Origin of the sequence: Cyanothece sp. BG0011 (assembly GCF_003013815.1) — a bacterium.
Lineage (GTDB): Bacteria > Cyanobacteriota > Cyanobacteriia > Cyanobacteriales > Microcystaceae > Crocosphaera.
On the sequence record NZ_PRLH01000073.1, the window covers coordinates 1 to 13,231 of the forward strand.

General features: G+C 38.6%; 12 protein-coding genes and 2 pseudogenes. 5 read left to right on the forward strand and 9 right to left on the reverse strand.

Translation table 11 applies throughout. The annotated features are described in order from the left end of the window. Nucleotides 1–1,044, forward strand: a pseudogene (locus C4E06_RS10160) (glycogen/starch synthase); the annotation flags it as partial. 183 nt (nt 1,045–1,227) lie between these two features. After that, nucleotides 1,228–2,031 carry a hypothetical protein gene (locus C4E06_RS10165; protein WP_107667966.1) on the forward strand — a complete coding sequence of 268 codons (804 nt, stop codon included), beginning with the start codon at nt 1,228–1,230 and terminating at the stop codon, nt 2,029–2,031. On the opposite strand, the gene rlmB is transcribed toward C4E06_RS10165, so the two are convergent. The 4 genes from rlmB to rimM form a co-directional block, all read right to left on the reverse strand. After that, a complete protein-coding gene (gene rlmB, locus C4E06_RS10170; protein ID WP_107667967.1) occupies nt 2,024–2,902 on the reverse strand; it encodes a 23S rRNA (guanosine(2251)-2'-O)-methyltransferase RlmB in 879 nt (292 codons plus the stop codon). The two genes, C4E06_RS10165 and rlmB, sit on opposite strands and share 8 nt — an antisense overlap. 9 nt (nt 2,903–2,911) lie before the next feature. Then, nucleotides 2,912–3,286: a Mini-ribonuclease 3 gene (locus C4E06_RS10175; RefSeq protein ID WP_232826216.1), complete on the reverse strand. Its 375-nt coding sequence runs from the start codon at nt 3,284–3,286 to the stop codon at nt 2,912–2,914. Between the two features lie 91 nt (nt 3,287–3,377). Next, entirely contained in the window at nt 3,378–3,728 is a 351-nt protein-coding gene (locus C4E06_RS10180; RefSeq protein ID WP_107667969.1) for an STAS domain-containing protein, read from the reverse strand. Nucleotides 3,729–4,013: 285 nt separating this feature from the next. Then, entirely contained in the window at nt 4,014–4,577 is a 564-nt protein-coding gene (gene rimM / locus C4E06_RS10185; protein ID WP_107667970.1) for a ribosome maturation factor RimM, read from the reverse strand. A gap of 234 nt (nt 4,578–4,811) precedes the next feature. Between rimM and C4E06_RS10190 the strand changes: the two genes are divergently transcribed. Continuing rightward, a complete protein-coding gene (locus C4E06_RS10190) occupies nt 4,812–6,281 on the forward strand; it encodes an SLBB domain-containing protein (protein ID WP_107667971.1) in 1,470 nt (489 codons plus the stop codon). A 38-nt stretch (nt 6,282–6,319) separates the two neighbouring features. On the opposite strand, the gene C4E06_RS10195 is transcribed toward C4E06_RS10190, so the two are convergent. Then, the gene (locus tag C4E06_RS10195) at nt 6,320–7,861 is read right to left on the reverse strand and encodes a SagB/ThcOx family dehydrogenase (RefSeq protein WP_107667972.1); all 1,542 of its coding nucleotides are present in this window, start codon (nt 7,859–7,861) and stop codon (nt 6,320–6,322) included. Nucleotides 7,862–7,993: 132 nt separating this feature from the next. On the opposite strand from C4E06_RS10195, the gene psb30 reads away from it, so the two are divergent. Beyond that, on the forward strand, nt 7,994–8,113 hold the full coding sequence (psb30, locus tag C4E06_RS10200) for a photosystem II reaction center protein Ycf12/Psb30 (protein WP_008273783.1): 120 nt from the start codon (nt 7,994–7,996) through the stop codon (nt 8,111–8,113). A gap of 72 nt (nt 8,114–8,185) precedes the next feature. Here the strand turns inward: psb30 and C4E06_RS10205 are convergent, their stop codons facing one another. Genes C4E06_RS10205 through C4E06_RS10215 form a run of 3 tightly spaced genes read right to left on the reverse strand, consistent with a single transcriptional unit; the run spans nt 8,186 to nt 11,142 of the window. Then, nucleotides 8,186–9,862, reverse strand: coding sequence for an RAMP superfamily protein (locus C4E06_RS10205; RefSeq protein WP_107667973.1), 1,677 nt, complete (start codon nt 9,860–9,862; stop codon nt 8,186–8,188). 3 nt (nt 9,863–9,865) lie between these two features. Next, nucleotides 9,866–10,288 carry a hypothetical protein gene (locus tag C4E06_RS10210; protein ID WP_107667974.1) on the reverse strand — a complete coding sequence of 141 codons (423 nt, stop codon included), beginning with the start codon at nt 10,286–10,288 and terminating at the stop codon, nt 9,866–9,868. Beyond that, the gene (locus tag C4E06_RS10215) at nt 10,288–11,142 is read right to left on the reverse strand and encodes an RAMP superfamily CRISPR-associated protein (RefSeq protein WP_107667975.1); all 855 of its coding nucleotides are present in this window, start codon (nt 11,140–11,142) and stop codon (nt 10,288–10,290) included. The genes C4E06_RS10210 and C4E06_RS10215 overlap by 1 nt, the downstream gene beginning before the upstream one ends. Nucleotides 11,143–11,436: 294 nt before the next feature. On the opposite strand from C4E06_RS10215, the gene C4E06_RS10220 reads away from it, so the two are divergent. Next, entirely contained in the window at nt 11,437–11,778 is a 342-nt protein-coding gene (locus tag C4E06_RS10220; RefSeq protein ID WP_107667976.1) for a hypothetical protein, read from the forward strand. Here C4E06_RS10220 and C4E06_RS28710 read toward each other — a convergent pair. Beyond that, nucleotides 11,775–13,049, reverse strand: a pseudogene (locus tag C4E06_RS28710) (RNA-guided endonuclease InsQ/TnpB family protein). The gene C4E06_RS10220 and the pseudogene C4E06_RS28710 overlap by 4 nt on opposite strands. Nucleotides 13,050–13,231: the final 182 nt, after the last annotated feature.

Here is a 13,231-nt window from a genome sequence, read left to right on the forward strand (position 1 = left end):
TGTAATGTTATTTGAGCAGTATAAATATCGTGGTATGGATAGTCAACGGGTTTGTTACACTATCCACAATTTTAAACATCAAGGAGGGGGTCCTGCTAGTATTCTAGGGGCAATTCAGTTAGATAATCACCCTTATTATCTGAGTCCTGATCGCCTTAAAGATAACTCTATTCCCAATCATATTAACTTTATGAAAAGCGGTATTGTTTATTCTAATGCCGTCAATACTGTGTCCCCTCACCATGCCTGGGAAGCGCGTTTTGGGACTGAAGGTTATGGATTAGGTCATACATTATATGTTCACCAAGATAAATTTGGTGGTATTCTTAATGGTTTAGACTATAAAATGTGGAATCCGGAAATAGATGAATATATTTCAATGCCGTTCGGTCCGGATGATTTGAGTTAAAAGCCTATAACAAAAAAGGCTTACGGGAACGATTATGGTTAGAGGAAAAAGATAGACCACTGATTGCTTTTGTGGGTCGTCTTGATGATCAAAAAGGAGTAGGTTTAGTTCATCACGCCCTAGAGTACGCTCTGCGACGAAGCGCTCAGTTTGTTTTATTAGGATCAGCGACTTCTGCTCACATCAATAATCTATTTTGGCAGATAAAACATCGTTTCAATGATCATCCAGACGTTCATCTAGAACTGAGTTTCGATGAAGAATTATCTCACCTCATCTATGCAGGTGCTGATATGATTGTGGTTCCCAGTAATTATGAACCCTGTGGCTTAACGCAAATGATCGCCCTAAGATATGGTACTGTTCCCATTGTCCGTGGGGTCGGTGGTTTAGTTAATACAGTGTTTGATTACGATTATGATGAAAATCATCCACCAGAAGAGCGCAATGGCTTCGTTTTCTATCAAACCGATGTTTCTGCTTTAGAATCAGCCATGCATCGTGCGTTAGAGTTATGGTACACCGATCGCAAAGGATTTAATAAGTTGGCAGTGCAAGGAATGCGTCAGGACAATTCTTGGCGGAATTCTGCAACCAGCTATATAGAAGTTTATGAAAGGATCAAAGCGGAATAAGTTTTAAGTTTATCTCTTATGAGTGATAATCCTCGGCCTAAAAAAAGGTACGGGGATTATATCTTGATAGGGTTCATTTCATTTTTGATGATCTATATCTTAAAAAATACTTGATTTACTCATACTTCTTAAAGAAAACTGATAATTTAGTCATCAGAAGCATTCCTTGACTCGGCTGAAATTATGCTATCTTCCTCTGACAAAGACCTTGACAATAACGTTCCGATTCCTTCTCCGAGTCGTCCTCGGCAATACCGGGCGATTGGGTTAATTGAAGGTCACTATCAGCGTTCCCAAGAACATCAAACGCGAGGAATACTCATTACCAAAGAAGGCAAGATTATAGACACGGTTGTCCTTGGTAAAATGCTGAGTCTATTTAAAAAACATATTGATTTAGCTCAACCTCATTTGTGGGTTGTTTACCCTCGAACTCGCTTTGCTGACAATCAACTTCAATTGCAAATCGCGGGTGTCTGGGAACCAGAAACCCTACACCCACAAACCAAAGATTTATCTATTAATGAAGATCGTCTCACCTCCGGCCTTCCCATCAAAAGTGGGGATTTCTCCATTCGTGGACAAGTCATTTATGCGTCCCATCAAAAAAAAATTGTCATTGTTAAAATTCGTCAGTCTCCTAAGAATGCCTCTGGAAAGCCTAAGTTTTTTAAACTCAAATTGCAAGGAACCCTTCCTGACAAAGCAGTGGGTTGTTTTTGGGATCTGCAAGTCGAACTAATCGATAATCAACTGACTATAAGAACAGGGACTAATTTAGGAATTATGAAGAAAAATATGGGTGATTTCCACAAAAAACGCAGTCCGTCACAGTTTCGTCCTCAGAAACGACCCAACACTGGCGATCGCCCCTCATCTTCTAGCCCAACTTTGGATCGTCCCCTTTCTTCTCCTCGTCGTTTTCCCTTACCGAAACCCATTAAACCGGTGAAACAGAATCCCCATCAATCTGATTCAACTAATTAATATGAACTTTTTCTGACCACCGTTGACGATAAATTTCATAAAGATTAATCGCAGCAGCCACGGACGCATTTAAACTAGGAGTTTTACCCTCCAACGGAATCGAAACCAATTCATCACAACAGCGTTGTGTTAATAAACTTAACCCACTGCCTTCGGAACCAATCACTAAACCGATGGCACCGTTAAAATTAAAGTCATGTAACCGTTTTCCTCCCTCAGCAACGGTCCCATAGATCCAAAATCCTTCTTTTTTCAGGGTTTCTAAGGCCCGACTTAAGTTAACCACCCTAGCAACAGGAAAGGATTCTAAGGCCCCTGCAGCCACTTTAGACACAGTGGAGGTGACACCAGCAGCCCGTCTTTGGGGTATAATCAACCCTTGACAGCCCATAGCTTCGGCGGTGCGAATAATCGCCCCTAAATTATGAGGATCGGCGATACCGTCGGCAATGACGATCACCGGTGTATCACTATTGGCCTTTGCTTGAGCGATTAATTCATCTAACTCATGATAGGTGTAGGGGGCAACCTGTGCAGCCACCCCTTGATGGTTTGCCCCGTTAGTGATTTGAGAGAGTCGTTGCAGGGAAACTTCATCGATCACTGCCCCTTTGGCTTTTGAGGCTTGAATGAGGTTATGAAAACGGGGATCGTAGTGTAAGCGGTTGGTGATCCAAATACGGTTCAACTGGCGATCACTTTCTAAGGCCGCTAACACTGAATGACGACCATATATGAGATCATCGTCGCTTTCTTGAGGTTCAGCAGAAATATTGGTTTGCGATCGCGACGAAAGCATGGGTTTCTTCCCTGAAAATTTACCCTTTCTTGGAGAACGGCGATCGCTTCTGGGAACAGGTTTATTAGACATGATTATCATTCACAAAATGAGGGTTTCAAGCAGTTCGTGTAAGCGATGGGTGTCTTGTAAATATAAATACCCTATTAATGTTTCTAAACTGGTCGCTTGTTGATAAATTTCTGGTTGTAAACGACGAGGACACCCACTGGCTGCATTGCGTCCCCGTCGAACGATATCTTGTTCAACGGTGGTTAAATAGGGGGTTAGTCGTTGTAGGGCTTTGGCTTGGGTTTCAGCCCTAACTTGAGCCACCACTTGATTATGATAGTCCCTAACTTTGCGCGGCGGAAATAAATAACGAGTCCGCACATAAAGTTCATAAACCGCATCCCCAATGTAAGCTAAAAAGGCCGGGGACAATTGACTAATATTTTCATAGTCTTTTGCCTCCATAATTACCTGAAAGTTAACCCCAGGATGATGCTGACTCATGGAATTTGATAATGGGGACTAATGGGAGTCAAGATAGACTTATTCATTCTAACTATTTTTTCTTTTTCTTCAAGTTAGCCAGGGCATCTTCTAAACTGGTTTGTAGGGATAAGAATTTTTCCAGACGAACTAGCTTAACGGTTTGAGTCACTCTTGGGTTAGTGACCACTTGTAAGGTTCCGTCATGGTTTTGTGCCTGTTTGACTAACTGAACTAACGCCCCTAGTCCCGAACTATCGATAAAATCGATTTGAGAGAGGACGAGAATAATATCGTAAGGCCCCTCGTCAATGTACTGTCCAACGACTTTACGAAATACGGGTTCTGAAAAGGCATCTAATAGGCCAGTTAATCGGAAAATTTGACAGTTACCTTTTACTTCATGAGTTCCCCTTAAACTCACGGTTAGGTTTAATTGCTCAGGAATAGCTGCCTCCTTAACGTTAGTCGATAAAATTTACAATTGAGTCAAAACTGCATTATAACCCGTTATGCTTCTAGATGACTCAGGTCAATTGCAAAGTTATTCTTAATTTTTTGTTTCTTAACCGTTATAGGGCTACCCATTGGGGGATAGGAAATGAGCTTTCTTACAATGGTTGATTCCATAACGGTTTCAACGTTAACCAGTGACAAACACCTTTTTTTGTCCTGCTATCCTTCAAGCTTTTTGTTCCTTGTTTCCTAACTACTTGGCTAAACTTAATAGTCCTTTAGGGGGATTAATTTCTATTCTATTTTGTTCTAAATCTACGATAGGAACAATGTCATAAACAAAAGGAACTAAGACTTTTTTGTCTTTAGTTTTGGGTTCAGTGTCATCGACTAATTTTATTTCTAGTAAATCGTGACCCGTTGTGAATAAATCGACAACAACACCGATCAATTCCCCTGTTTGGTGATGATAAACTTCTAAATCAATTAACTGTGAGACGTGATATTCTTCTTCCTCTAATGCGGGTATTTTTTCATCTTTTATTAAGAGTTTAGCGTCTCGTAGGGTTTCCGCTTGATTTCTATTGTCGATACCTTCTAGGCGAACAATATAAATATTTTTACCAGCGACCGGTTTACCACTGATTAATTCAATGGGTTGAGGAGAGGGATCATTAGGAGATTGTAACCATCGTTTTCCGGCTGTTTCAAATCTTTCGGGAAAATCCGTACTTGACAAAACTTTCAATTCTCCTTTGAGTCCCTTGGCTCCAACAATTCTGCCAATTTCTAACCATTGAGGTTTGTCTTTGTCCATGTTTGTGTTTGTTGATTTGAATCGATTTTGCTATTTTGATTATAGTATTGCTGAGAGGATTGATGGACAATTAATTTAAGGTTAGGAGAGTAACAAGCCAAATCTTGAAACTAAATTAAATAATGATGAATCATTAATCATTAATGATTAATGAACCTTATCATGTCTTGCCTGATGGCTACAAAAGGGAATTGAATAAGTTAAAATTTTGAGGGTGAGTGAGTGAGCAAATCGATGATCAAAAAATTCTGTCAGTGTGGAAGGTTATTTCCTGTTTTAGTGAGTTGCAAGTGGGTCATGATTTCATCACTACTGTGTGGGCCAGGAGTGGGTCAACCCTCTGCTGTAGATCCCATACCCCCTTTAGAACCCTATCCGAGTCTCAGCTATCAAGATTTTTTATCATCCACAGAAACAGAATATACCTTAGGTGCCGGGGATATCATCAGAGTCACGGTGTTTCCCGTCGAGGAATTTAGTGGAGACTATCAAATTTTAGTGGATGGAACCCTATCCTTACCCTTGTTAGGGAGTTTTCCGGTTCAAGGACTAACCTTAACCCAATTAACGGAATTTTTGACCCAACAATACACCTTTTATGTCAAACGTCCCTCCGTGACCGTTAGTTTAGTGTCCCCTCGTCCTTTAAAATTAGCGATCGCAGGAGAAATTAATAGTCCAGGGTCTTATCTTCTTCCTGTCGAAGGGGGCCAAAAATTCCCCACTGTCACCCAACTGATTCAACAAGCAGGGGGAGTGACAACGGTAGCGGATCTCGAAAATGTGAAAATTCAACGGCAACATAAAGGAGAAAACCTAGTTTTAACCCTCAATTTATTGGATTTAATCAAACAAGGTCAACTCAAACAAGATATTACCCTCAGAGATGGGGACGAAATCATCATTCCCACCCAGGAAACCATTGATCTCGCTGAAACCCGACTGCTTTCTGACGCGAATTTTGGGATTGTGGCGAACCAAGAAATTAATGTTGCTGTGGTTGGGGAAGTGTACCGTCCGGGGTCTTATCGTGTCACGCCAGAACGTACTACCTCTGCTGGTTCAGAAGGAAACATTCGTCGGCAACCTCCCAGACTTACCCTGGCCGTTCAACTGGCCGGTGGGGTTAAACCCTTAGCTGATGTACGTGAAGTTGAAGTGCGTCGCTATAATCGAGATGGATCTCAACAAATCATCGAGGTTGATCTCTGGAATTTACTACAAACAGGAAACATTCAAGAAGATGTTATTTTACAAGAAGGGGATACAATCATCATTCCCACGGCCCAAGATTTAGCCGCAGATGAAGCGGAACCTTTAGCGTCGGCTAGTTTTTCCCCTGGAGTCATTCGCGTCAATGTGGTGGGAGAGGTGAGAAGTCCAGGAACTATCGAAGTTCCTCCCAATACTCCTTTAAATCAAGGAATTTTGGCGGCCGGTGGCTTTGATCAAAGACGATCAAATACTGCTACGGTTGAGTTAGTCCGTTTAAACCCCGATGGAACGGTGACTAAACGGGATATTGATATCAATCTTGCCCAAGGAATTGAAGAGGGAGATAATCCTATTTTGAAGAATAATGATGTGGTCATTGTCAATCGTAATCTGTTAACGGCTGCTTCTGATACGTTAACCACTGTATTTAGTCCTATTGGGGCATTAACTGGCTTTATTAACTTTTTCAGGGTGTTTGACAATGATTAATAAATGATGATAACTGATCACTGTTCACTGGTCACTGATTATCCTAAGGATTGATATTTAGGTCGTCCTAAAGTGGTGATATAAATAACCGCTTCATCTTCAGGAATGCCTAAAACTTCGTTAACTTGATCGTCAAAAAATCCGCCAATTCCACTCACTCCTAATTTGAGATGTATGGCGGCTAAATTTAATCGTTGGCCTAAATGTCCAGCATCTAAATGTAGATAACGATAAACGCGATCGCCGTATTTTTGAACTGCTTTTTGTAAGTCGGCGGTATGAAAAATAATCGCCCCGGCATCTTTTCCTAAGTCTTGTCCTAAACAGAGATAATGTAACTCGCGGCGAAAGTTTTTAAAGCGAATTTGTCTTAATTCTTGTGCTTTGGGGGCATAATAATAACAACCGGCTTCTAACCCTTCGACCCCAGAAACTGCGACAAAGGTTTCTATTAAACTTAGGTCAAAATAGTCAGGATGTTGATCAAAGCCTTGGGCTAAGTAATCTTGAGGTTGATAGGTAAAATGGAGTAAAGATTTTAATTCATTTAAGGTTAATTCTTCTCCTGTATAAGCTCGGGTAGAACGTCGTTTTAAGATAGTTTTTTCTAAATAATCTAGGTTATTTCCCCAGTCAACTGCTGCGGTTTTCGTGGAAACTTTTAAACAAAAAGGGAAATTATATTTATCTTCTAAATTATTTTTTTCTGTGGTTATTTCTTTAACTGCATTTTCCTCTAATTCTTTAATTTCTGTGGCTTGATGGAAATAATATAATAAATCTCCATCGGACACTTGAGGATAATCTGTTTTTATATCAGAAGGTAAAGCAGTGGGTTTAAATGTCTTGACAGTTTCACTATTTTCTGCTAGTAAATCCGTTAAAGGAATAATAGAAATAACCCCTTCTTGTTCGGGGTTAAAATAGAACATTTCATTGAGAAGATGATCCACAAAACCACCAATTAAATGGGGACGATAATCAGTCATGGCAGAAGCTAATTCAATGTTACCTAATAAATGCCCTGTATCGAGACAAATACGCCGATAAGCCCTATCTTCATATCGCCAAGAAGATCGATAAAAGATAGCGGTTGTAACGATGGCTAATTGACTATTTTCTAAGGCCTGATGATCTAAACAAGCTTGTTGTAAATTCTCCCAAACATCACTATCCCAAAAATGTAATAAACTATGAGTTTGGGGCTGATAATTATAGAGTCCGGGGGGTAACATCGGGGTTCCCCGAGAAATTAAGTAAACTTCTGCAGGATAGAGTCCACCAGCAGAAGGGGCTGCCCTTAAATAGACAGGAGTCCCCATAGTAGGAATTTTCGCCGTAAGTCCGTAACTACAACCAAACAGGCGAGAAAGTCGTCGCCATTGTAAGGCGTGGGGAACATCGGGTAATTTGGCTGATAGATAAGGAGTCAAATCGTAAGATTTGCCAATTTTGTATGCTTTAAAAGGAATTGGTTGTTTTGACCAGTCGAGTCCTTTATTTTTACTAGCAATGGTTTTGGGATCGTACTTTGTCCGTTGATGGTAATGGGTGGCGATGGAGTTTGACAAATCCGGCATAAATGTTTGTTGAGTGTTGATGCTTTTGTTTTAATTTTAACCTGCTTCTATGGTAGGGTTATTCAAGCACTATGGTTTTTTTGGCCTTTTTGCCCTTAAATATTATTCATTGGGTAAGTTTAGGAGAACACAATGGAGTTATTAGCAGCCCTTAATTTAGAACCGATTTTTCAATTAACTTTTGTTGGCTTGATCGTTATTGCTGGCCCTATCGTCATCGCTGTGTTGGCGTTTCGGGGTGGTGATCTCTAAGATCATTTTTCTTACTTTAACTAAATGTGGCCAGACTTCTCTATGATATTAACTTAGGGAATTCTGGCTTTTTTATTGGGGATAGAGTCGCTGAAATTCGTTTGCAGAGGTATTCAGATAAGCAATGAATTCTTGTGATTTAGGAGAATTATCAGGAAAGAGGGTTAATAATTCCAGGTATTTTGGGGTCTGTTTTGCCAGGGGTTTTTTAGGATTATTGGGAGCTTTAACCAAGCGTATCACTGGATACATTCTATGCCACAATCGTCCTATCTGTTTTATTTGTCCGGTGAGGGATGATTGATAGATGCTACCTTCGGGGATGTTATATTGTGGATCTCCTTTGCGATAAGGTTGATGCAACCATGCGATCGCTTCTGATTCTTCTTCATTGATAGCAATTCTTCCCCATACTTGCACTTTATCCGGATGCCATGCTTCGCGCCAATGATCAGTATATTGATGATTAATATTGACCCCTTGTAACTGCATCCACTCTTTAGCAATGGTTTGAACTTGTTTAATAAAAGTAGAAATTTTTTCTAATTTTCTAACTTGAACATCGAAAATTAAGGAACGTTTACCACTCCATTGCCAATGACAACCGATTAAGGGTTTTTGTTGTCTTCCCTCATAATATTCAGGGTAAAATAAACGATGATCAGCCCGTCGCCAAGACTTGCCAAATCCTCCAAAAATCATGGCAAAGCGGGTTAAATATCGGATTAATTCTTGCAATTTTTCTTCTTGTTCGGGTGGCAAAGATTGGGTTAACCTCCAATTTAAATGTCCTGTTACATCATAGGTTTTTACTTTCCAAGAACCACTACCAAAGGAATCGATTTCTAACTGTTCGGTTTGAAAATTCATTGCTAATAAACCTAGTGTTCCACCTTTATTTTTTGTGCCTCCAAATAATTGTTCTACTAATTGAATGGTTGTGTTTTCGTCTGTTAATCCTCCGAAAATTCTTAAGGCGTGTCCTCTAATGCCTGCTTTAAAAATATTGGGTCTAAATTCGGCTGTCTCATCTAATAATGTCGGGGCAATTCCCTGACCTTGTATACTGGTTTTATAAATAACTTTATCACTATATTCTTGAGGATATCCATAACCGGCACTGACTCTACTTCCTAAGCCTTTTGAGGCGGCTTGTTTCCAAAGTTTCCAAATGGTTTGCCATTCTTTTTCTTCTAATTCGATTATGCTAGAAATCCCAAATCTTAGGATAGGTTGATATAAAGAAATTTGAGAAAATGCGCCCCCTTCTCTTTGCTGGTTTTTGACTTGGAAAGTTTGCTGAGGATGAATAATATCAATTAATTTTTCTTGCCAGTTTTCGTCAATGGGATAACCACCATGAAATCTTAAAATTCCTGGCTTCATCTCTCCATCAGGGGTTATTTTTCCACAGTAATAGTCTTTTTTTTCTGGCGTACACACACGAGAAAATGCCCCTTTCATACTGCTTCCTGGATAAAAAGGATAGCCTTTTGCACCGATAATAGGGCGAACAATGCCATCATCTTGACCCCCATTACAAACTAAACGCCAGTCAAAGGAAATGTCACAAGTTTGAACATCAATACCAAAATTAGGAGAGGTTTGATAAGTTCTTTCTGTCCATTCTGACACCCATCTTTTTATATCATGTTTTTGATTTTTATTAATATATTGAAGTTGCGATCGCTCGTCAATTTGGGCGCGGTACATCAGAGGAACTTTTTGATAAGCTTGAGAAAGTTTCATGGTTTAATCTTCATCGGGACTATCATTTTTACTGCCTTTATAGCGTTGTGTCCACCACACAAGGGCATCACATAGTTGGGTTAAAACAGCTAAAGTAACTCGCTGAGTATCTTGATCTAATGACCATAGTTTCTCGCTCATTTTTTCAATGGCTGAGGGGTTATCTACATTAACTTTATCATTCGGAATACTTCGGTTGGCTTCTGCCATAATAGTCACTAAAGCATCCCAGGTTTCTTGCCAGTAGATTGATTTATTTTTCTCTTTTTTTTGTAATCTTAACTGTTCTCCCCAAAATCTTTCTAAACCATAAGCGCAAGCCATTCTCATTTTATAAGATTGATTGAGAGAATTGGGATCTCTTTTTAACGCATTAATCACTAACTTTTGTGCTTTTCTATCTAAATCATAGGTTTTCCATGCCATTAGATATCCCCTCCTAATGTAACATCACAACGACCAAAACCAATGGATTCAAGTCCACCAAAATATAAGGGATAAATTTGTTTATTTTCTTGTTTATCTAACAGTTTAAAGGGTTGCCAACCCCTTTCTTTTAAAGCAATAGGAAAGACTAAAATTGTTCCTTCGGGTAATGCTTCAACGTTAAAAAACGCCCCTGTGTCAACTTTTTTCATGTCATCTTGTAGTTTAACTCGACTTTGGCGATAGAGGGCCATATCATGAATAAGTGCCATATCATTGTTATCTACTACCACTAGATTATCTTTAGGAATACTAATTTTATCAGGTATCCAAGGAGATAAGTCGGCATTATTTTCTATTTCTAAAAAGCCTAAATTAAAGAATAAAATTTGTGATTTATCTTGAATATTTCGACCTTTTAAGTTAGCAGAAGCAGTATAAGGTTTAGGAATAGATTCATTAATTTCTCTAATTTGTTGATATCTTTGTAATAGTCGAGGACAGCTTATCCATACGATAGGTTGTCCAGGACAAAAAACGGGCAACCAAACAATAGAAGCATATTCAAATTTTACTAAAGCTTCTGTTGTATCACTTGCATCACTTCCTAGTCCATACCAATGATTTTCATCATATTCAATTGGTAATTTATCTTGTTTTTCTTGTTGCCATTGCAAGCGTTTTCTTCGCATATCAGCCCGAAATCTTCCCCTAACTGATGACCCTGGAATGATACCTGTTTGTGTAAATTGGTCACGAAAAATCAAGTTAAGATTACCGGTTTCTTCTCCTGAACTTGCCCCGACATGAAGGGGGGCTTTTGTTTCAATAATTCCGTAAGCTTTTTTGTACATTGACGATGGTTGATGTTAATAAAAATAATTGCTCTAATTTGTGATAGATAAAGGGAATAGAATGTTTTTCTTATTAAGTTGTATTTTGCAATCACTTCTAAGACTAATTCATTAATTCTTTCTAGAATCAACAATCAATAGGGATCGATCTTGATAAAGGTTCCTGAATGTATTAAATCATCTATTTACAGTAAATTATGACCTAATACTTATATTATCGTAATTTTGTATGATAAGCTATATTAGTAGCTTTGCATTTTATATCTAAAATTTTTAACAGTAGGAAGATTAGGGATGTCTGATCAATTAGATGAATCAAACGAGTTTGATGATCTAGATAATGATGAACTTAAAGCTTATCTAGAAGATTTACAAGAATTGAAACGCCAAAGGGAGAGAGTAGACAAGGTTAGAAAACAAAATGAGAGATTGCTTCGCATTAAACAAATATCAGCGAGATTGATACAAGCAGCACAATTTGCTCAACAGATAGTTAATTCTGTAAAATTTAAAGAACAATTTTGCCGTTTATATAATCATTCTATGACTAAAACAACATTAGATATTAGTGAGATTGCTATGGGAATAACATTATCCGCTCAACTTTCTCCAGTTTTGACATACTCCACTCGTTAAGCTCCTACGTCGCTATAACGAGGGATTCTTAAACTCGCGCTTAAGATTTCCTGCTTCACAGATTGGTAACTAGGCAAAGCCCCCGTCCCATCATCTCCACAGGCATTTTCAGATACGCTATGCCCTAGCGCATATTCTTCTACACCACGATTTCTGATAACTTGCGCTGCTGCCACGTCTCGGTGGGTTTTATACCCACATTCAGGACAATTATGCTCTCTAACATCAAGGGTTTTCTTACCAGTATGAAACCCACAATTAGGGCAAATTTGAGATGTAAAATTCTTGTCAACTTCATTAACAAAAACATCTCTTTTCCATGCTACCCATTTAAGAATGGTTATGAAATTGTCTAAAACCAGCATCAAGACAATGTTTAGATAACATTCCTTTAGCCCATGACCTAAAATCAATATCTTCAATAAATATTGATTGTGATTGGTCACAAAGACGATGAGCTAACTTGAAATGCCAGTCTTTACGAGTATCAGAAATTCGTTGATGTAATCTAGCTATCTTTTGTTTAACTTGTGTCTATTATTAGAGCCTTTTTTTCTTATTTCTTAATCTACGCTGTAGCAATTTCAGCTTACGATGTAGTCGATTTAAGAATCGAGGTCTATCCACAAGTTCACCATCGGAAGTAGCCAAGAATTTATCTAAACCTAAGTCAATACCTAAAGGATGTCCATGAAAAGAAACGTCAGGAATATTAACATCTAACTGTAAAGAAAGCATCATGAAGTAACCATTAGCTCTCCTTACAATGCGAGCTTGTTTTAACTCAAACCCATCAGGTATTTCTCTAGACTTTCTAAACTTTACCCATCCTAGTGTGGTAATTTAATTTCGTTACCTTTAATACAATCTTTTAGCATTTGAGGATATACATAAGACCGCATTCTATCCCTATTTTTAAAGCGCGGAAAGCCTAACTTTTTGGACTGCATATCGGCAAAAGCTCTATCTAAAGTCCTCAAGACTTGTTGTAAAACTTGAGCGTTTACTGATTTGAGTATGTCATTAGTTTTCTTGGCCTTTGTAATGCTTTAGCTTGATTGTGATAATTAGGGTAAGGTACGTCAGGAGAAATAATATATTCCTGAATAAATGAGCAAGAATTAACAGGGGATTTTCTAGAACTTAGCCAGTCCTTACGATCTCTTAAAGCATAATTCCAGACGGAGCGACAAACATTTAAAGTATGTTCAATTACCTCAATTTGTTGCTTATTTGGGATTAGCTTTAAATTCGTAAGTTAATGTAAGCATTAGTTCGACCACTATTAATACTTTCCCTAGTTTAAATTAATCTACACACCAATGTCAACTCGTGTAAGTTGTCTCCCGCTGGTCGGTTTATTTGTTGGCAAAAATTCATCTCCCGTTAATTTCTATGAGTCTTTTTTTGGGGAGAAATATAACGGGAGTCCTCTTTTTGTATTTCAGGATAG